This is a genomic window from Allobosea sp. OAE752 (assembly GCF_050433265.1).
GTDB lineage: Bacteria > Pseudomonadota > Alphaproteobacteria > Rhizobiales > Beijerinckiaceae > Allobosea > Allobosea spartocytisi.
In genome coordinates, this window is the sequence record NZ_JBNPXO010000005.1 from 290,035 (window position 1) to 308,795 (window position 18,761).

The following is an 18,761-nucleotide window of genomic DNA, read 5'->3' on the forward strand; positions in this document are numbered from 1 at the left end:
GACCGACATGACCGATCTCGTCAGCTTCCGCCCGGAAATCATCCGCGACGTCCATTCCAGCGACGCGCCGGTCGTCGCCAAGACCATCGGCCTGGCCGAGCGCATCTATCGCCTCGGCTTCGTCCGCAAGGCGGTGATCCTCGCGGTGCTCGCCGTCGCCTGGGAGCTCTATGGCCGCTGGCTCGGCAATCCCCTGCTGTTCCCGACCTTCGGCCAGACGGTCGCGGCCTTCGTCGAGAACATTGTCAGCGGCGTCATCCCGCAGCGCACGCTGGTCTCGCTGCAGACGCTGGTGATCGGCTACGGCATCGGCATCGTGCTGGCGGCCCTGCTCACGACGCTGGCCATCGGCTCGCGCATCGGCGCCGACCTGCTCGAGACCCTGACCTCGATGTTCAACCCCCTGCCCGCCATCGCGCTCCTGCCGCTGGCGCTGATCTGGTTCGGGCTCGGCACCGGCAGCATCATCTTCGTGCTCGTCCACTCGGTGCTCTGGGCGATCGCGCTCAACACCCATGCGGGCTTCCGCTCGGTCTCGAACACGCTGCGCATGGTCGGGCAGAATTACGGGCTGCGCAGCCTGAAGCTGGTGCGGCTCATCCTGATCCCGGCCGCCTTCCCGGCGATCCTGACCGGACTCAAGGTCGGCTGGGCCTTCGCCTGGCGCACGCTGATCGCGGCCGAACTGGTCTTCGGCGTTTCGTCTGGCGCCGGCGGCCTCGGCTGGTTCATCTTCGAGAACCGCAACCAGCTCGAGACGGCCAACGTCTTCGCCGGCCTGTTCACCGTGATCCTGATCGGCCTTTTCGTCGAGAACGTCATCTTCGCCACCATCGAGCGCAAGACGATCCGGCGCTGGGGCATGCAGCACTGACGACCCGGAGCATTTCCGCCTTCTTCTGAAACGCGGGAATGCTCCATTTTCCTGGCTTTATCGCATTTTCTTCACGCGAACCGGCATCCGCTTCGCTCGAAAATGCACTGGTTCCACAAGGCCGAACGGCCGTCACTCGGAGGGAAACACCCATGGCATTCAAGACTTTCCTGCGCACCGCCTTCACGGCCGTGGCACTGGGCGCCGCACTCGCCGCCCCGGCCCGCGCCGAGGTCAGCGAGGTCCGCATCTCCAAGGGCTTCGGCATCCTCTATCTGCCGCTCTTCGTGATGCAGGACCAGCAGTTCCTCGAGAAGCGCGCCAAGGCCGCCGGCCTCGGCGACATCAAGGTGACCTGGCTGATGCTCGACGGCGGCAACGTCATCAACGACGCGATGATGGCCGGGACGCTCGACTTCGCCGGCACCGGCGCGCCGGGCTTCGTCACGCTCTGGGCCAAGGCCAAGGGCATTCCGGGCGTCGAGGTCGTCGGAGTCTCCGGCATGAGCTCGACCTCGCTGTGGCTGATGTCGAACAAGCCGGAGCTGAAGTCGCTCAAGGACTTCACCAGCAGCGACAAGATCGCCCTGCCCGGCATCAAGACCTCGCTCGCCGCCGTCGTGCTGCAGATGATCGCCGCCAAGGAGTTCGGCGACGCGAACTACGCCAAGATGGATCCGATGACGGTGAGCCTGCCGCATCCGGAGGCGCTGGCCGCGCTGATCGGCGGCAAGACCGAGATCAAGGCGCATTTCACCTCGCCGCCCTTCCAGTACATCGAGGCGAAGAGCCCGGGCATCAACCGCGTGCTCAACTCGGTCGACTATCTCGGCAACCTGACGCTCGACGTCACCTTCGCGCCGAAGAAGTTCGTCGATGCCAATCCGAAGATGACCCAGGCCTTCATCGACGCGATGGACGACGCCACCGCCCTGATCGCCAAGGACAAGAAGTTGGCGGCCGAGATCTTCGCCAAGGCCTCGAAGGTGAAGATCGACGCCGCCGAGGTCCAGGAGATGATCGAGGACAAGGACGCCCGCTTCACCGCCACGCCCGAAGGCGTGATGCAGTTCGCCGAATTCATGCACAAGGCCGGGTCGATCAAGGTGAAGCCGACGAAGTGGAGCGACATGTTCGTGCCGCAGCTCGCCGGCCGCTCGGGAAGCTGAGCGCATCCCGAGCCCCAACGGGTTTTCAGATGCAAAAGGGCGCGGTCTCCTCTGGGGCCGCGCCCTTTTGCATGGTAGCCATGGTCGCTGGCTCGAAAATTGAAACCGGGCCTCGATGCGCGACGGAAGAGTGACGGCCTGATGCATGCGAGAATTCCCGGACACCGGGCAGAGACGCTCGGCCCGGCGCTGACACCGACAGATCCGCGCTCGCTGCGCCGTTTCGAGGATGAGCGCTTCCTGACGGGACAGGGCTTCTATCTCGACGACGAGGCAGTCCCCGATGCGCTGCACGCCATGGTGCTGCGCTCGCCGCATGCCCATGCCGCGATCCTCTCCATCGACGCCGAAGCGGCGCGGGGCCTGCCCGGCGTCCACGCCGTCTACACCGCTGCCGAGATCGCCGATCTCGCGCCCCTGCCCTGCTCGCTGGCGGTCGCGGGCGAAGCGCCGCTGATCGTGCCGCCCCGATCGCCTCTGGCCGGCGAACGGGTCCGCCATGTCGGCGATTCCGTCGCCTTCATCGTGGCCGAGACGGCCGAGCTTGCCCGCGAGGCCAGCGAGTTGATCGCGGTCGATTACGACATCCTGCCCTCGGTCACCGAGCTTGCCGCCGCCAACGCTCCCGACGCTCCCGAAATCTGGCCGCAGGCGCCCGGCAACCTCGCCCTGCGCTATCGGCTCGGCGACGGGGCGGCCGTCGCCACCGCCTTTGCGCAGGCCGCCCATGTCGTGACCTGCCGGGTCGTCAACAACCGGATCGCGGCAGCGGCACTCGAACCGCGAGCGGCACTCGGGCGCTTCGACAAGGCGAGCGGCCGCTACCGGCTCTCGCTCAGCGGCGCCTCGGTGCACGACATCCGCCGGGAACTCGCGGCTGTGCTGCGCATCGCGCCTGAACGGATCGACGTCGCCTGCCCCGATGTCGGCGGCGGCTTCGGCATGAAGAACGTCACCTATCCGGAATATGCGCTGGTGCTCGTCGCGGCCGAGCGCCTCGGCCGGCCGGTGCGCTGGCTCGCCGAGCGCATCGAGGATTTCTCCGGTGGCGTCCATGCTCGCGACAATCTGACCACCGGCAAGCTTGCCCTCGACGCCAAGGGCCGGTTCCTGGCGCTTCAGGTCGAAACCACCGCCAATCTCGGCGCCTATGTCTCCTCGCTCGGGCCGGGCAGCGCGACCACCGCGCCGACGCCCGCGATGGGCGGGCTCTACGACATTCCCGCGATGACGATGGATGTCCGCTGCGTCTTCACCAACACCGTCCCGATCGACGCCTATCGCGGCGCCGGCAAGCCGGAAGCGAACTATCTGATCGAAAGGCTGGTGGAGGCGGCGGCCAACCGCTTGCGGATCGACTCCGCCACCTTGCGCAAGCGCAACTTCATCCGCCGCTTCCCCTATCGCAAGCCCTTCGGCGCCGTGCTCGATTGCGGCAGCTTCAGCAGCAATCTCGACCAGGTTCTGGCTGCGGCCGACCGCGCCGGCTTCCGGCGCCGCAGGGCGGAATCACGCCGACGCGGCAAGCTGCGCGGCTTCGGCATCGGCTGCTTCCTGGAAACCTCGCGCGGCGCGCCGAACGAGGATGCCTGGCTGTCGTTCCGCGCCGATGGCGGCATCGACATGACGGTCGGCACCCAATCGAACGGCCAGGGTCACGAGACGAGCTTCGCCCAGCTTCTCGCGAGCCGGTTCGGCCTGCCGGTGGAGCGTTTCCGCCTCATCCAGGGCGATACGGCGCGCGTCCCCAGCGGCGGCGGCCATGGCGGCGCCCGCTCGCTGCATATGGGCGGCGGCGCGCTGGCCCTGGCGGCCGATGCGCTGCTCGAGAAGGCAAGGCCCGCAGCCGCCGAACTGCTTCAGGCGGCTGCGGAAGCCGTCAGCTTCCACAACGGCCGCTTTCTCGCTCCAGGCGCCGGCGAAGTCGATCTCGGCAGCGTCGCGCGCCATGTCGCGGAGACGACCGGCAAACCCCTCGCCAGCCATGGCGCCCGCCGCAATGCGCCGCTCACCTTTCCCAACGGCGCGCAAGCCGCCGAGGTCGAGGTCGACCCGCAGACCGGCGAAGTGACCCTGCTGCGCTATGTCGCCGTCGACGATTACGGCACGCTGATCAACCCCTTGCTGACCGAGGCACAGGTCCATGGCGGGCTGGCGCAGGGCATCGGCCAGGCGCTGATGGAGGAAGCCCGCTACGACCCCGATGGCGGCCAGCTCCTCAGCGCGACCTTCATGGACTACGCCATGCCGCGCGCGATGGACCTGCCGGCTTTCGAATTGTCGATGGTGGAATTGCCGACTGAGGCCAACCCGCTCGGGGCCAAGGGGGCGGGACAGGCCGGCTGCATCGGCGCGCCGCAGACCGTGATCCACGCGATCCTCGATGCGCTGCGGCCCCTCGGCGTCACGCATCTGGACATGCCGGCCATTCCGGCGCGGATCTGGCGTGCGATCCGGGATGCGCAAGAGGCACAGACGAAGGACTGAGGGCCGCCAGCGCCCTCCGGAAGCGCCGTCTAACTCTGCGGCTGCCCCATCAACCTATCGCGCAGGCGGAGCAGCTCCTCGCAGACCGCTTCCAGCTCCCGCACCGCGAAGCCTTCGCGCAGAGCCGGAACATGCTCGCCGAGCCTGGCGCCGAGGATGCCGGTGAAACCGATCCGGCCTTCGGGCGAGACGACGAGGCCGTTCTGCGCCTCGAAGGAAGCGTTCCAGGCCACGGCCTCGGCTTCCGATAATCCAGCGGGAAGGTCGAGTTCGAGGACGCCATCCGTCGTCAGCCGAACCGGGTAGCCGCCCGGCAGGCCGTTCGGCCCCGGTACATGTCCGTGCCAGACGCGGCCGGAAGCCATGGCGAGCAGCATGGGGACGCCGCTCGCTCCTGAGATCTCGATCACCGGCTCGGGCGTCAGCTGGATATCGGCGAAGCGTGCGTAGACATCCCCGACCTCGACGCCGTCGAGCCAGACGCGCGGCGGCCGCCCGCCCCGCTCCTCCGGCCGTCGGCGCCAGGCGGCGAGGTTCTGGTAATGGGCGAGAACCTTGACCTCGGCCCCCAGAGGCGTGGCGGCCGAGCCAGCGAAGACGTTCGACAGGATCGCGACATTGCCCATGCCGCAGGCGACGTCATGGCCCATCGCCTTGATCATGCCGTTGACCACGTCGGGGAAGCCGCAATTGACCAGCGTGACCGCCCTGCCGCTGCGCGTGATCGCCGCGGCGACGCGCGAGGAGAGCAGCGCCTGGAAGACCGCCGTGGCGCTCAGGCCGCCTTCGGCGACAAGCTGCGTCCAGGCGTTGCCGGTCTGGGCGATGACCTGCGAGGTCTGGATCGAGGCGGCCTGCACGACGATGCGCGGGCCGGTCGCCGCGAGCATCTCGTCCGATGCGTTCGGGGCGAGCAGATCGACCGCATGGGTGGTGAAGCGCGCCTTCTTGCCGAACAAGGCGGCGCGGGCGTTGGCGGCCGTGCGCAGCCAGCTCAGCCGCTCGCGGTTGCGGCCGGCGATGACGACCGCGACAGGCTCCTCCGCCGTCGCGGCGATGTCGAAGGCAATGCGCGCGGCAAAGCCGCCGGTCCCGGAGATGAGGATGTCACAGCCGGCCATGTCAGCGCCCCGTCGCCATCGCCGCGCGGTCCCAGCAGTCGTCGAGCCGAGGCGAGAGCTTGTGCTTCATGATGCGCTGGCTCGCGGTGCGCTCGAACTCGTCGACGACGGCGATGTAGCGCGGATTCTGGTAGGGGGCGAGGCGCTGACCGAGCCAGCCGGACAAGGCCTGCGGATCGATGATCACGCCACCGCGCGGCTTGACGAAGAGTTTGATGTCCTGCTCGCCGACATCGGCCGCGACGCCGATCATGGCGCAATCCTCGACCGCCTCATGCTCGGCCGCGACATGTTCGACCTCCCAGGCCGAGACGTTCTCGCCCCGGCAGCGCACGCTGTCGGTCATGCGGCCGTGGAAGTAGAGGTTGCCATCAGCGTCGAGGGAGCCGAGATCGCCGGTGTGGAAGCCATCCGCGCGCAGGGCCTTCGCGGTCGCCTCGGGATTGTCGAGATAGCCGGGGAAGATCGCGCCGGGGATGCTCGTTTCGATCACAATCTCGCCGCGCTCGCCGGCCGGCACCGGCCGACCCTCCGTATCCTGTAGTTGCACCGTGAACCAGGGCATCGGCCGGCCCACCGAGCCGACCACGCCGCTGACGTTGCAGGTCGTGAGGCTGGAGGCTTCCGTCATGCCGTAGCATTCGCGGATATCGATGCCGAAGCGGTCGCGGAACTGCGGCCAGATATCGGGCGGGCAGCCACCACCCCAGGCGATGCGTACGCCGTGCTCGCGGTCGCGCGGCGACGGCGGCTGCTTCAGCAGGATCTGGAGGATGCCGCCGAGATAGTGGATATGGCTCGCGCCTTCCTCCCTGACCTGATCCCAGAAGCGGCTGGCGCTGAAGCGCTCGACCATGGCGAGCGTGATGCCGCTGATCATCGGCAGGGGCAGAAGCTGCGCGCCGCCGATATGGTAGAGCGGCTCCCAGACGAAGAAGACGTCGCCCGGCCCGGCATCGGAGAGCCGCACCACGCTCTCGGCCGCAAGCCGCAGCATGCGGTGCGAAACGATCACCCCCTTGGGCCGCCCGGTCGTGCCGGAGGTGTACATGATCGCGAAGACGGCATCTGGCGGCGGAGCCGGTTCTGAAAAGAGCTCCCGACCTGACAGGATGGCGTCGAGCTCTCCGCCCGGCGCATGGGTGAGGAGCGGCAACTCCGCCTCGGAGGCCATCGCCTCGGCGATCTGCGGCGCCAGCTCCGCATCGGCGACGACAAGGCGCGGCTGCGAATGGGTCAGCAGGTATCGCAGCCCCTCGCCGCGCTGCTGCGCGTTGACCGGCACCCAGGCGACCCCCGCCCGCGCGAGCCCGAAAACCACCGCGATGGTCGCGATCGAATTGCGCATCATCACGGCGACCCGGTCGCCGGCCACGATGCCCCGCGTTCTCAAATGCGCGGCGAAGGCAGCCGAGCGCCGCTCGACCTCGGCATAGGTCACAGGCTCGCCGCAGAAGCGCGCATAGACGCGCTCCGGCTCAGCCGCGGCGCGTGTCGTCAGAAGGCTCACGAAGCCGTCATCGTCGAAGGAGGTCATCGTCGTCGGTTCAGTCGAGTCGGGAAGAGGAGCGGAAACGTTCCGCGATGAGCAGCATCGCCGTCACCACGATGAAGACGACCACCGAGACCGCCGCGAGCGTCGGGTTGAGCTGCAGGATCATGTCGTCCCACATCTGCTTCGGCAGCGTCGTCTTGAGGCCGCCGGAGACGAAGATCGCAATGGTCAGTTCGTCGAAGGAGGTGATGAAGGCGAAGAGAAAGGCGGCAACGAGACCGCCCTTGACCAGCGGAATGGTGACACCGGTCAGCGTCCGCACCCGGTTGGCGCCGAGGGTCGCCGCCGCCTGGTCGAGGCGCTGGTCATAGGTCTTCAGCACGGCGGCGATGGTGACCAGCGTGAACGGGATCGCCAGCACGGTATGGCCGATGACGAGGCCGAGATCGGTCGCGATCAGCCCCAGCCGGGCGAAGAGATAGAACAGCCCGACGGCGATGACGATGCGCGGCACGATCATCGGCGCGAGGAAGAAGGCGAAGATCAGGCCGGCCCAGCGGGTGCGACTGTTCGCCAGCGCCAGCGCCGCGAAGCCGCCGATCGCGGTCGCGGCAAAAGCCGTAACGAAGGCGACCGCGAAGGAGCGGATCGTCGCCTGGATCCAGAGCGGCGATTCGAAATAGGTCCGGAACCAGCTCAGCCCGTAGCCCGGCGGCGGGAATTCCAGGAATTGCGAGGAGGTGAAGGCGAGCGGGATGACGAGCAGCGTCGGCAGCACCAGGAAAGCGATGACGAGCCAGCAGAAGCCAGGCAGCAGCATCGCGCAGACGCGCTTGCCGAGCAGGGATCGCGTGACCGTCCCGAGGCCAGCCGCGGCCGTCGCGATGAGGGAGAGGATCGCCAGGCCGAGATCGCGGATACGGCCGGTGCCGACCTGCCCGGTGCCGCCGGCGATGGTCGAGAGCCCGAAGAGCCGATCATAGACGACGCAGGAGACCAGCGCCGCCAACAGCATCATCGCCGACAGGGCTCCCGCGAAGGACCAGTTCAGCAGCTCCTGGACCTGGGTGATGATGAGCTGCGCCAGCATCGTCTCCTGCCGTCCGCCGAGGAAGGCCGGCACGATGAAGAAGCCGAGCGAGGAGATGAAGACGAGCAGCCCCGCCGCCGCGACGCCGGGCAGCGAGAGCTTGAAATAGACCAGCCAGAAGGCGCGCGCGGGCGCTGCGCCCAGCGTCTGCGCCGCCTGGACGAGCCGCCGGTCGATGCCGGTCATCACCGGCAGCATGGTCATCACCGCCAGCGGCACCATCGCATGGACCATGCCGACCATGACGCCGAACTGGTTGTTGATCAGCGACAGCGGCTGGTCGACGACATGCGCGCCGGTCAGCAGGGAGTTGATCACGCCGCTGCGTCCGAGGATCAGCATCCAGGCGAAGGTCTTGACGAGATAGCTCGTCCAGAATGGCACCATGACGAAGAGCAGCATGCGGCCGCGGAACATGTCGGGCAGGCGCGCCAGCCAATAGGCGAGCGGATAGCCGATCAGCAGCGACCACAGCGCCGTCCAACCGGCGATGCGGAAGGTGATGCCGAGCACGCGCAGATAGACGTCGGTCGCGGCAATGCGCTGATAGGAGCTCGCCGTAAAGACTCCATTGTCCGGATCGACGACGCTCAGGCCCAGAAGCTGCGCGACCGGCCAGACGAAGAAGACCGCGAGGAACAGGACGCCGGGCACCGCCAGCCAGAGCGCGTTGAGGCGCAGCCTGCCCGCACGCGCCGGCGCGCTCGTGACGCTTACGGCGCTCATGCGACCAGCACCGCCTTGTCGCGCGGCCAGCCGGCGACGATGGCCTCGTCGATGGCCGGCACCGCATCGTCGGGGCCGAGGCGCAGCACGAGCTGGCTGCCATCCTCGAGCGCCGCGATGACGCGCGTCTCCGAGCCGGCATAGACGATCTCGCTGACCCGGCCGTTCACGGCGTTGCCGTCCAGCGCGCCGAGGCGCAGGTTCTCGGGCCGGATCACCAGCGCCGCGTCCCGGCTCTCGCAATGCGCGCCGTTGGGCAGGGCGAAGCGGCCATGCGCGGTCTCGAGCGAGCCGTTGCCGTCCCAGCGGCCGCGGAAGATGTTGGAGATGCCGATGAAATCGGCGGCGAAGGCGGTGCGTGGGCGCTCATAGATCTCCCGCGGCGTGCCGAGCTGCTCGATCTTCGCGTGATTCATCAGGCAGATGCGGTCGGACATGGCGAGCGCCTCCTCCTGGTCATGCGTGACATAGACGATGGTCGAGCCGCTCTCGCGGTGCAGCCGCTTGATCTCGATCTGCATATGCTCGCGCAGCTTCTTGTCGAGGGCACCGAGCGGCTCATCCATCAGGATGATCGAGGGCTGGTAGACGAAGCAGCGCGCCAGCGCGACACGCTGCTGCTGGCCGCCGGAGAGTTCGCGCGGGAAACGCCCGGCGAGATGGCCGAGATGCACCATCGCCAGCGCATCGGAGACGCGCTTGGCGACCTCCGCGCCCGGACGACCGCGCATCTTGAGCGGAAAGGCGATGTTCTCCGCCACGGTGAGGTGCGGGAACAGCGCGTAATGCTGGAAGACGAGGCCGATATCGCGCTGGTGGACGGGCGTTGCCGACTGGTCGCGGCCGTCGATGACCACCCTGCCCTCGCTCACCTCGACCAGCCCGCAGATGAGCTGGAGCAAGGTGGTCTTGCCGGAGCCCGAAGGCCCCAGCAAGGTCAGGAACTCGCCCTCGGCAACGCTGAGAGAGCTCGGCTCGAGGGCCGTGGTCGCGCCGTAGCGCTTGCACAGCCCTTCGACCACGAGCTTCGCCGGTTTTGCTTCGGTCACGGTCATCCCGGCGCTCGTCGCCATCGCCATCAGGTCAGGAGCCAGGAATTGAAGCGCTCGGTGACCTTGGCGCGATTCTCGCTCCACCAGCTCTCATTGGCGATCGCCATCTGCTTCAGGTTTTCCGGCGAGGTCGGCAGCAGCTTGGCGCGCTCGGGCGAGATCGTCTGATAGGCGTCCAGATTGGTCGGGCCATAGGCCAGCGCCTCGGTATAGATCGCCTGCTGCTTCGGGTCGGAACAGAAGCGGATGAACTGGCGCGCCACCTCGGCCTTCGGGCCGCCCTTCGGCAGACCCCAGCCCTCAATCGAGTAGAGCCCCTGGTTCCAGATGATCTTGGCCGGCGCACCGCCATCGATCGCGGCCTGAAGGCGGGCGTTCCAGCCGGTGGTCATGTCGACCTCGCCGCTTTGCAGAAGCTGCGTCGACTGGGCCCCACCCGTCCACCACACCGAGATATGCGGCTTGATCTTGTCGAGGACCTTGAAGGCGCGCTCGACATCGAGCGGATAAAGCTTGTCGAGCGGCACGCCGTCGGCAAGCAGCGCCTGCTCGATGCTGTCGATCGGGTTCTTGCGCATCGAGCGCCGACCGGGAAACTTCTCGACGTTGAAGAAGTCGGTCCAGCTCGCCGGCGCGTTCTTCACCTTGTCGGTCCGGTAGGCGAAGATCGTCGAATAGACGTCCGTGCCCATGAACTCGGGCGAGATCGCCTCCGGCATCAGCTTGGGCACATCGGCATGGGAGAAACCGATCGGATCGAGCAACCCTTGCGCCTTCAGGATGTCGCGCGCCGACAAGGTCAGCGTGCACACGTCCCAGGTATAGGACTTGGTCTCGACCATCGCCTTGAACTGCGCGGTCGGCTCGGCCTCGCGGGCGACGTTGACGACCTTGTTGCCGGTCGCCTTTTCGAACGGATCGTAAAAGGCCTTGCGGAAGGCGGGGCCGAACGGACCGCCGGGATCGGCGACCGTGATCTGCGTCGCGGCGCGCGCCGTGCCGATGAGATAGGGCGCCGCGACCGCTCCGGCGGCAACGCCGCCGGCCAGTTGCAGCAGGGTACGCCTCGTCGGATTCGTGGTTCTGCTCGTCATCGTCTTCTCCCCTTCAAGCGGTTTTCCGCATTTCCCCGTGGGTGATCAGATCGTCAGGCGCTCTGAGTTTCAGGCGCTTTTGCGTGCCGCTCGCTGGGCGAGAAACGCCTCCATCATCCGCGCCGGCTCGCCGGTGGCGTAGGCTTCGCGCTGGGTGCGGATGCCAGCGGCCAGGCACTCGCGGAAGCTCGCCTCGGTCACCTCGCGGAAGCGGGCCTTGTTGAGCCGCATGGCGACGGGCGCCTTGGCGGCGAGCTCTTCCGCCAGGGCGAGCGAGGCTTCCATGACCTTCTCCTTCGGCACGATCCGGTTGATCAGGCCGATGCGGAACGATTCCTCGGCATCCATCATCCGGCCCGTCAGGGTGAGGTCGATGGTGCGGGCGATGCCGATCATCTCCTTCATGATCCAGGGACCGGTCACCGAGGCGATGCCGGAATTGATCTCGGGCTGGCCCATGGTGACGCCGTCATGGCCGATGCGCAGGTCGCAGAGCAGCGCGACCTGGAAGGCCGAGCCCGCCGCGACGCCGTTCAGCGCCGCGATCAACGGCTTCGAGAGCGAACGGATGCGGTCATAGAGACGCTCCCATTCATGCATCCAGGCCTCGGCGCGATCGGGATCGAAGGTCTTGGTCTCGTTGAGGTCCTGGCCGGCGCCGAAGGCGCGTTCGCCTGCCCCGGTGAGGATGATAGCGCGCACCGCCTCGTTCGCCTCCAGCTCGTCGAAGCACTCGACCAGCCGCGCGCGCATCGGCGCGTTCCAGGCATTGAGAACCTGCGGGCGGTTGAGGGTCACGATGCCGACAGCACCGCGCACCTCGATCAGAACTGAATCCTTCATACCGCCCTCCGATGGCTATTTATCACAATGCGATAAATTCTATTGAACATTCTGCGCGAATGGCCCAGCTTGTCAAGGCAGCCGGCCACGGCCATTGATCGAGCGAGGAGAGCAGGTCCGATGACGATGCCCGAGACGCGACAGAACGGCCGCAAGAGCGCGGCACCGCCAGCCGACCGGCCGGGGCGCAAGGACGATGCGCTGATGGTCAATTCCGTCGAAAAGGCGTTCCGGGTGCTGTCCGCCTTCGGCCGCCAGCACCAGACGCTCAACCTGTCGCAGGTGGCGTCCGAGACCGGCATGGATGTCAGCGCTGCGCAGCGCTTCACCCACACCCTCACCAGGCTCGGCTATCTCCACAAGGATGCGCAGACCAAGCGCTTCGAGCTGACCGCGAAGACGCTCGATCTCGGCTACCATTTCGTGCGCAGCAGCCGCCTGCTCGACCGGGCGATGCCCTATCTGATGCATCTGAGCAAGGAGACCGAGGAGACGGTCAACCTGACGGTGCGGGACGGCACGGAGATCATCTTCGTCTCGCGCTTTCTCAGCCGGCATGTGCTGAACACCGACGTCATCATCGGCACGCGGATGCCCGCCTATTGCACGGCGCCGGGCATCGCGATGCTGTCGCGCCTGCCGGAGGAGGAGGCGATGGCAATCATCGACGCCTCGGACCTCAAGGCGCACACCCCCTCGACGACGTGGCAGCGTGACGCGCTGCGCGAGAAGCTGCGCCAGGCCGCGGCGCAAGGCTACGCCACGGCCTTCGAGGAGGTCTATATCGGCGACGCCTCGATCGCCGCGCCGATCGTCGACCATCACGGCCGGCCCGAGGCGGCCGTCAACATCGCCACGTCGACCTCGCGCTTCAGCCATGCCGAGGTGGTCCAGCGCTTTTCCTCGCTCGTCATCGCCACCGCGCACGCCATCTCGCGGGTCTGAGCCGCAAGTGCGCGGCTCGCTTGACAAGCCACGTCGCGCTTTATCAAATTACACGAATAGTTATCGTATAGAGATAAAACTCAGAGAGTGCGCATGGAGCCTCCGAAAGCCCAGTTCCGCCGCGTGGCTGTCCGTACCGGGCAACTGGCGACGCTCAGCTTCGATGGCGCACCCATTCGCGCGACAGCGGGCGACAGCGTTCTCGCTGCGCTCCTGGAAAACGGCGCCCTGCTCCGCCGCCTCGAATTCGGCGGCGAGCCGCGCGCCGGCTTCTGCCTGATGGGTGCCTGCCAGGATTGCTGGGTCTGGAGTGCGGAAGGCGGCCGGATCAGGGCCTGCACCACGCCCGTCGCCGACGGGATGGCGCTGTTCACCGAGCCGCAGCCTCCGATCGACAGCCAGCCCATGGACCGCAATCATGGCTGACATCGTCATCGTCGGCGCCGGCCCGGCCGGCATCGGCGCAGCCGAAGTGCTTTGCGCGGAGGATCTGAAGCCCGTCCTCATCGACGAGGGCGCGCGGGCCGGCGGCCAGGGCTATCGCCGGCCAGCGGAGAATCTCGCCCTCGACATGAACAGGTTGATGGGGTCGGAGGCGACGAAATACGCTTCGCTCCACCGGCGCTTCCAAGCCCTGCTGCCGCGCATCGACTATCGCCCCGGCACGCTGGTCTGGGCGATCGATGGCAACACGCTGCATCTGCTGCGCGACGGGCGGGCGGAGACGCTCGCCTTCGACAAGCTCCTGATCGCCACGGGGGCGATGGACCGCATCGCACCGCTGCCCGGCTGGACCCTGCCCGGCGTGTTCACGCTCGGCGGCGCGCAGGCCGTTCTGAAGGATCAGGGCTGCCTGATCGGGAACCGCGTCGCGTTTCTCGGCTCCTCGCCGCTATTGGCGCTGGCCGCCAAGCAATATCGCGACATGGGCGCCGAGATCGCGGTGATCGCCGATACGACGCCGTTCGCCGCCAAAGCGGCGGCAACGCCTGCGCTGCTGCGGGCGCCGCGCACGCTGTTCCGGGGGCTCTGGTATATGGGCGCCTCGCTGCGGGCTGGAACCGAGATGCTGCACGGGGTGACGCCCGTCGCGGTCGAAGGGAGCACCCATGTCGAGGCGCTGGTCCTGCGCGACGCCCGGGGCCGCGAGCGCCGCTTCGCATGCGACGCGGTGGCGCTCGGCTATGGGCTGAAGCCGGAGACGCAGCTTGCGGACCTCGCCGGGGCCGCCTTTGTCTATGACGCCGACTTCAGGCTGTTCCTGCCCAGGATCGACGGCATGGGCCGGGCGCGGCCGGGGCTCTATCTCGCCGGCGACGGTGTGCGGATCGGCGGCGCCGATGCCGCCGAGGCCAGCGGCGCGCTCGCCGCCCACGCGATCATCGCCGATCTCGGCCGGGCGCAGGACATCGAGGCTACGAGAGCACTGGCCCGGCAGGTCCAGCGCCTGCGCGGCTTCCAGCGCGGGCTGGCGCGCGCCTTCGCCTGGCCGAAGGCGCAGATCGCCGCCTTGCCGGATGCGGTGACACTGTGCCGCTGCGAAAACGTGACGGTCGGCGAGGTCCGCGCCGCGATGGCGAAGGAGCTCGGCCCGGTCGAGGTCAACCGGGTCAAGGCGATGACGCGCTGCGGGATGGGCCGTTGCCAGGGCCGCGTCTGCGGCCCCGCCTTGCAGGAGATCGTCGCGGCAAAGGCCGGGGGCGACGCCGCCGCCGGGCGGTTGCGCGGCCAGGCCCCGGTCAAGCCGATCGCACTCGCGGCAGCCGGGGACGGCGCATGAGCGGCCGCACCACGGATGTCGCCATAATCGGCGGCGGGCTGATCGGCGCCTGGACCGCCTTCTTCCTCGCCCGGCGCGGCCAGCGCGTCACCCTGATCGAGAAAGGCGTCGTCGGCGCGCAGTCGAGCGGCGTCAATTTCGGCAATCTGCGCCTTCAGGGGCGCTTTCCCGGCCAGTATCCGCTGTCGCTGCGGTCGCAGGCACTCTGGGAGGATTTCGACGCGCTGATCGGCGAGGATTGCGAGTTCGAGCAGACCGGGCACCTCTATCTCGCCTATGACGAAGAGGAGCACGCCAGGCTCGAAGGCTACGCCAAGGTTTCCGAATCCTACGGCCTCGCCATCGAGCGCGTCGGCCCCGCCGATCTCAGGCGGCGCTGGCCCTGGCTCGGCGAGCGGGCCGTCGCCGCGACCTTCTCGGCCCGCGACGCCACCGCCAATCCGCGCCTCGTCACGCCCGCCGTGGCCCGCGCCGCCGCGCGGCTCGGCGTCGATATCCGCGAGAACACGCGCGTCGCCGCGGTCGATCGTTCGGGAGACGGCTTCACGCTGACCCTGGCGGATGGAGCCACACTGAGCTGCGGCACGCTCGTCAACAGCGCCGGCGCCTGGGCGCTGGAGATCGCCGAGCGCTTCGGCGAGACGGCTCCGGTCTTCCCCGCCGGCCCGCCGCAATTCGTGACCGAGCCGTTTCCCTACCTGATCGGCCCGTCCGTGCAGGCCATCGACGGCTCGGTGATCTTCCGCCAGATCCCGCGCGGCAACATCATCCTCGCCGGCTATCCGCGCACGGCGGCCGATGCGCAGGCCAACCGCGCGCCGGTCCCCCCTCTGAAGACGCTGGCGGCGATGAAGGCGCTCGCGCGCGTCGCGCCGATGCTGGCGCAGTGCCATGTCATCCGCGTCTGGTCCGGCATCGAGGCCTATCTGCCCGACATGATCCCGGTGATCGGGCCGAGCGAGACGACGCCCGGGCTCTTCCACGCCTTCGGCTTCTGCGGCCACGGCTTCCAGATCGGGCCCGGCGTGGGCCTATGCCTCAGCGAGATGATCCTCGACGGGGCGACGCCGACACCGCTGGAGCCGTTCGCGATCGGGCGTTTCCGTTCGGCCACGACCGTGAGCGAGAAGTTCCGCAAGGAATTCGATTGAAAGCGTCCAGCGCCGGCCGATCCGGCCGGCGCTGGACGGGACAGGTCTTGCCCCTACCCCGTCATCATCTTCGGCAGCGCCGTGACGATCTGCGGGAACAGCGTGATCAGCACCAGCAGCAGCATCAGCACGAAGAAATAGGGGATCGCCGCCTTCGTGACCGTCAGGATGTCCTTTCCGGTGATGCTCTGCAGCACGAAGAGGTTGAAGCCCACCGGCGGGGTGATCTGCGCCGCCTCGATCAGGATCACCACGAAGATGCCGAACCAGAGCAGGTCGATGCCGGCCGCCTGCACCATCGGCAGCATCACGGACGAGGTCAGCACGATGATCGAGATGCCTTCGAGGAAGCAGCCGAGGATCAGCATGAAGACCGCGAGCACCGCCAGCAGCGCATAGGGCGACAGATGCATGGCATCGACCCAGCCCGCCAGCGAGCGGGGAATATCGACGAAGGCGACGGCGATGGTCAGGCAGGCGGCGCAGGCGATGATGAAGGAGATCATGCAGGAGGTCCGCATGGCCGCCATCAGCCCGTCCATGAAGCTCGCGCGCGTCAGACCGCCGCCGACCGCTGCCAGGATCAGCGCCCCGATCACGCCGATGGTCGCGGCCTCGGTCGGCGTGGCGATACCGCCATAGATCGAGCCGACGACCGAGCCGATCAGCAGCGCCACGGGGATCAGCCGGCGCGAGCGGTAGACCTTCTCCAGGAACGGCACCGCCGGCTCGGCCGGCGGCATCTTCTCAGGGTTGAGCAGGCTCCAGATCGCCGTATAGCCCATGAACAGCGCCATCAGCAGGATGCCGGGCAGGACTCCCGCAATGAACAGCCGCGCGATCGAGACCTCCGCCGTGACACCATAGACGATCATGATGATCGAAGGCGGGATCAGCAGGCCGAGCGTGCCGGAGCCGGCGAGCGTGCCGATGGTCATGTTGAGCGGGTAGTTCCGCTTCTCCAGCTCGGGCACGCTGATGCGGCCGATCGTGGCGCAGGTCACGGCAGAGGAGCCGGCGACCGCCGCCATGATGCCGCAGCCGAGCACGTTGACATGAAGCAGCCGGCCCGGCAGCCGCGACACCCAGGGCGCCAGCCCCTGGAACATGTCGGCCGACAATTTCGAGCGGAACAGAATCTCGCCCATCCAGATGAAGAGCGGCAGGGAGGTCAGCGCCCAGCCCCAGCTCGAATCCCAGAGCGTCGAGGCAATCAGCGAGCCCATCGGCGCGGTGGTGAAGAGCCCCATCATCACCATGCCGACGGTCAGCAGCGACAGCGCCACCCAGACCCCGCTGGCGAGCAGCAGGAGCAGGGTCCCGGCGAGGACCAGCGAGGCCAGAACGATCGTATCCATCATTGGCCCCTATGCCACCGGCCGGTCGAGCTCGACCTCATCGGGCGTCTCGTAACGATGCTCGCCGCCGCCGATGAGCCAGAAGAGTTCGTCGATGAAGGCAATCGCGAGCGCTGTCACGCCCACCGCGACGCCGGCCTGCGGAATCCAGAAGGGCATGGCGAGCAGGCCCGGGCTGACATCGTTGAATTCGCGCGATTGCAGCGCCAGCGCCGCGACATGCCAGGCGAGGAACGACACCACCACCGCGCCGAGCAGGCAGTTGAAAAGCTCGACGCCGCGTCGCCAGCGCTTGGGGAGCCGGTCGACGATCAGGTTGATGCGCACATGCGCGCCGCGCCGGAAGGTATGGGCGAGGCCGAAGAAGGTCGACGCCGCCAGGCACAGGCCCGCAGCCTCGGTGGCGTCGAGCGTGACGCCACGCATGCGACCGACGATCTGCGTGACGATGGCCAGCCCGATGCCGACCAGGAAGGCCGCGGCGAGATAGCCGCATGCCTCATAGAATTTCTCCAGAACTCCACGTATCACCGGTCACTCCGCTGGCCATGGTTCATGTGAAAGGGCGGCGTGCGGAAGGCCGGTTAGTTGAGGCTCTTCTGGTAGGTCTCGTAGACGGCCTTTTCCTCGGCGCTGGCCGTGGCCAGCCAGTCGGCGACCATGCCCTTGCCCGCGGCCTCGATGGCGTCGAGAACATCCTTCGGCGACTGGGCGATCGTCACGCCGTGGCTCTTGAGCACGGCCTCGCGCTCTTCGCCCGCCTTCCGGGAAAGCTCCCAGCCCCGCTTCGTCGCGGCCTCGCCAGCTTCGGTCACGACCTTCTGCGTCGCGGGGTCGAGCTGGCGGAAGGCGCGCTCATTGACGAGGATCGCGTTCTTGTTGTGCATCGTGCCGGTATAGGTGAAGTGCTTGACGTAATCCCAGATCTGCACGTCCGTACCGGTCTGGGCGCTGGTCCAGAGCGACTGGATCATGCCGGTCGAGAAGGCCTGCGGCACCTCGGCGAAGGGCAGGATCAGCGCCTCCATGCCGAGCTTCTCGCCCATGATCTGGGTCTGCTTGGAATAGATGCGCAGCTTCTGGCCCTTGAGGTCGGCAAGCCCCGTCAGCGGCGCCTTCGTGTAGAAGCCCTGGCCCGGCCAGGCGACGTAGCTGATGGCGCGCATGCCTGCCTTCTTGAACATGGCGTCGAAGAACGGCGCCTGAGCCTCGGTCAGCTTGGTCGCCTGCTCGTAATTGCTCGCGACGCCGGGAATGTTGTCGAGATTGTACATCGCGCCTTCGTTGCCATAGACGCCGAGGCGGATCTCGCCGATCTGGATCTGGCCGGACTGGACGGAGCGCTTGACCGCATCGAGTTTGATCAGGCTGTCGTTAGAGCGCAGGTCGATCTTGAGCTTGCCGCCGCTCTTCTCCTCGATCTCCTTGATCATCTGCCGGATGTTCTGGGTGAAGAAGCTGCTCTCCGGATAGCCCGAGGCCATGGTCCAGTTGGTCTGGGCAGCGGCAGGAGCGGCGAGCCCGATGCTCAGGGCAAGGGCGGCGGAGGCGATCAAAGCTCTACGGTTCATGGTTC

At 67.6% G+C, this 18,761-nt stretch carries 16 protein-coding genes; 7 read left to right on the plus strand and 9 right to left on the minus strand.

All coding sequences use genetic code 11. The features are described from left to right. The first annotated feature begins 7 nt into the window (after positions 1-7). The 3 genes from GGC47_RS15460 (at position 8) to GGC47_RS15470 (ending at position 4,530) form a co-directional block, all read left to right on the plus strand. Complete coding sequence (locus tag GGC47_RS15460) at positions 8-874, plus strand: ABC transporter permease (RefSeq protein ID WP_142020812.1); 867 nt, start codon at positions 8-10, stop codon at positions 872-874. Between the two features lie 152 nt (positions 875-1,026). Beyond that, positions 1,027-2,043, plus strand: a complete 1,017-nt coding sequence (locus tag GGC47_RS15465; protein WP_142020811.1) for an ABC transporter substrate-binding protein — start codon at positions 1,027-1,029, stop codon at positions 2,041-2,043. Between the two features lie 141 nt (positions 2,044-2,184). Continuing rightward, positions 2,185-4,530, plus strand: a complete 2,346-nt coding sequence (locus GGC47_RS15470; RefSeq protein WP_429068456.1) for a xanthine dehydrogenase family protein molybdopterin-binding subunit — start codon at positions 2,185-2,187, stop codon at positions 4,528-4,530. Positions 4,531-4,559: 29 nt separating this feature from the next. Here GGC47_RS15470 and GGC47_RS15475 read toward each other — a convergent pair whose 3' ends face one another. The 6 genes from GGC47_RS15475 to GGC47_RS15500 form a co-directional block, all read right to left on the minus strand. Next, the gene (locus tag GGC47_RS15475) at positions 4,560-5,651 is read right to left on the minus strand and encodes a hypothetical protein (RefSeq protein ID WP_142020809.1); all 1,092 of its coding nucleotides are present in this window, start codon (positions 5,649-5,651) and stop codon (positions 4,560-4,562) included. Position 5,652: 1 nt separating this feature from the next. After that, a complete protein-coding gene (locus GGC47_RS15480) occupies positions 5,653-7,188 on the minus strand; it encodes an AMP-binding protein (protein ID WP_142020808.1) in 1,536 nt (511 codons plus the stop codon). Between the two features lie 10 nt (positions 7,189-7,198). Further along, positions 7,199-8,962 (minus strand): ABC transporter permease subunit, encoded by a 1,764-nt coding sequence (locus tag GGC47_RS15485; RefSeq protein ID WP_142020807.1) that lies wholly within the window; start codon positions 8,960-8,962, stop codon positions 7,199-7,201. Further along, entirely contained in the window at positions 8,959-10,017 is a 1,059-nt protein-coding gene (locus GGC47_RS15490) for an ABC transporter ATP-binding protein (protein WP_142020806.1), read from the minus strand. The genes GGC47_RS15485 and GGC47_RS15490 overlap by 4 nt, the downstream gene beginning before the upstream one ends. A gap of 23 nt (positions 10,018-10,040) precedes the next feature. Next, positions 10,041-11,108: an ABC transporter substrate-binding protein gene (locus GGC47_RS15495; protein WP_429068457.1), complete on the minus strand. Its 1,068-nt coding sequence runs from the start codon at positions 11,106-11,108 to the stop codon at positions 10,041-10,043. A 69-nt stretch (positions 11,109-11,177) separates the two neighbouring features. Beyond that, on the minus strand, positions 11,178-11,951 hold the full coding sequence (locus tag GGC47_RS15500; RefSeq protein ID WP_112762081.1) for an enoyl-CoA hydratase/isomerase family protein: 774 nt from the start codon (positions 11,949-11,951) through the stop codon (positions 11,178-11,180). Between the two features lie 120 nt (positions 11,952-12,071). On the opposite strand from GGC47_RS15500, the gene GGC47_RS15505 reads away from it, so the two are divergent. The 4 genes from GGC47_RS15505 to GGC47_RS15520 all read left to right on the plus strand — a co-directional run bounded on the left by GGC47_RS15505 (position 12,072) and on the right by GGC47_RS15520 (position 15,827). Beyond that, positions 12,072-12,896: an IclR family transcriptional regulator gene (locus tag GGC47_RS15505; protein ID WP_370954210.1), complete on the plus strand. Its 825-nt coding sequence runs from the start codon at positions 12,072-12,074 to the stop codon at positions 12,894-12,896. Between the two features lie 93 nt (positions 12,897-12,989). Then, complete coding sequence (locus GGC47_RS15510) at positions 12,990-13,322, plus strand: (2Fe-2S)-binding protein (protein ID WP_142020804.1); 333 nt, start codon at positions 12,990-12,992, stop codon at positions 13,320-13,322. After that, complete coding sequence (locus tag GGC47_RS15515; RefSeq protein WP_429068458.1) at positions 13,315-14,676, plus strand: FAD/NAD(P)-dependent oxidoreductase; 1,362 nt, start codon at positions 13,315-13,317, stop codon at positions 14,674-14,676. The genes GGC47_RS15510 and GGC47_RS15515 overlap by 8 nt, the downstream gene beginning before the upstream one ends. Continuing rightward, positions 14,673-15,827 carry an NAD(P)/FAD-dependent oxidoreductase gene (locus GGC47_RS15520; protein ID WP_429068459.1) on the plus strand — a complete coding sequence of 385 codons (1,155 nt, stop codon included), beginning with the start codon at positions 14,673-14,675 and terminating at the stop codon, positions 15,825-15,827. Before GGC47_RS15515 ends, GGC47_RS15520 begins: the two co-directional genes overlap by 4 nt. 53 nt (positions 15,828-15,880) lie before the next feature. Here GGC47_RS15520 and GGC47_RS15525 read toward each other — a convergent pair whose 3' ends face one another. The 3 genes from GGC47_RS15525 to GGC47_RS15535 are packed head-to-tail and all read right to left on the minus strand — an operon-like array spanning position 15,881 to position 18,756. Further along, entirely contained in the window at positions 15,881-17,185 is a 1,305-nt protein-coding gene (locus tag GGC47_RS15525; RefSeq protein ID WP_112762363.1) for a TRAP transporter large permease, read from the minus strand. A gap of 9 nt (positions 17,186-17,194) precedes the next feature. Next, the gene (locus tag GGC47_RS15530; RefSeq protein WP_051988455.1) at positions 17,195-17,716 is read right to left on the minus strand and encodes a TRAP transporter small permease; all 522 of its coding nucleotides are present in this window, start codon (positions 17,714-17,716) and stop codon (positions 17,195-17,197) included. A 53-nt stretch (positions 17,717-17,769) separates the two neighbouring features. Continuing rightward, complete coding sequence (locus GGC47_RS15535) at positions 17,770-18,756, minus strand: TRAP transporter substrate-binding protein (RefSeq protein ID WP_429068460.1); 987 nt, start codon at positions 18,754-18,756, stop codon at positions 17,770-17,772. Between the last annotated feature and the right edge of the window lie 5 nt (positions 18,757-18,761).

What these genes read in the sequence shown, in the direction of transcription:
- GGC47_RS15460 (WP_142020812.1), top strand. Translation starts at nt 8, where the DNA reads ATGACCGATCTCGTCAGCTTCCGCCCGGAAATCATCCGCGACGTCCAT.
- GGC47_RS15465 (WP_142020811.1), top strand. Translation starts at nt 1,027, where the DNA reads ATGGCATTCAAGACTTTCCTGCGCACCGCCTTCACGGCCGTGGCACTG.
- GGC47_RS15470 (WP_429068456.1), top strand. Translation starts at nt 2,185, where the DNA reads ATGCATGCGAGAATTCCCGGACACCGGGCAGAGACGCTCGGCCCGGCG.
- GGC47_RS15475 (WP_142020809.1), bottom strand. Translation starts at nt 5,651, where the DNA reads ATGGCCGGCTGTGACATCCTCATCTCCGGGACCGGCGGCTTTGCCGCG.
- GGC47_RS15480 (WP_142020808.1), bottom strand. Translation starts at nt 7,188, where the DNA reads ATGACCTCCTTCGACGATGACGGCTTCGTGAGCCTTCTGACGACACGC.
- GGC47_RS15485 (WP_142020807.1), bottom strand. Translation starts at nt 8,962, where the DNA reads ATGAGCGCCGTAAGCGTCACGAGCGCGCCGGCGCGTGCGGGCAGGCTG.
- GGC47_RS15490 (WP_142020806.1), bottom strand. Translation starts at nt 10,017, where the DNA reads ATGACCGTGACCGAAGCAAAACCGGCGAAGCTCGTGGTCGAAGGGCTG.
- GGC47_RS15495 (WP_429068457.1), bottom strand. Translation starts at nt 11,108, where the DNA reads ATGACGAGCAGAACCACGAATCCGACGAGGCGTACCCTGCTGCAACTG.
- GGC47_RS15500 (WP_112762081.1), bottom strand. Translation starts at nt 11,951, where the DNA reads ATGAAGGATTCAGTTCTGATCGAGGTGCGCGGTGCTGTCGGCATCGTG.
- GGC47_RS15505 (WP_370954210.1), top strand. Translation starts at nt 12,072, where the DNA reads ATGACGATGCCCGAGACGCGACAGAACGGCCGCAAGAGCGCGGCACCG.
- GGC47_RS15510 (WP_142020804.1), top strand. Translation starts at nt 12,990, where the DNA reads ATGGAGCCTCCGAAAGCCCAGTTCCGCCGCGTGGCTGTCCGTACCGGG.
- GGC47_RS15515 (WP_429068458.1), top strand. Translation starts at nt 13,315, where the DNA reads ATGGCTGACATCGTCATCGTCGGCGCCGGCCCGGCCGGCATCGGCGCA.
- GGC47_RS15520 (WP_429068459.1), top strand. Translation starts at nt 14,673, where the DNA reads ATGAGCGGCCGCACCACGGATGTCGCCATAATCGGCGGCGGGCTGATC.
- GGC47_RS15525 (WP_112762363.1), bottom strand. Translation starts at nt 17,185, where the DNA reads ATGGATACGATCGTTCTGGCCTCGCTGGTCCTCGCCGGGACCCTGCTC.
- GGC47_RS15535 (WP_429068460.1), bottom strand. Translation starts at nt 18,756, where the DNA reads ATGAACCGTAGAGCTTTGATCGCCTCCGCCGCCCTTGCCCTGAGCATC.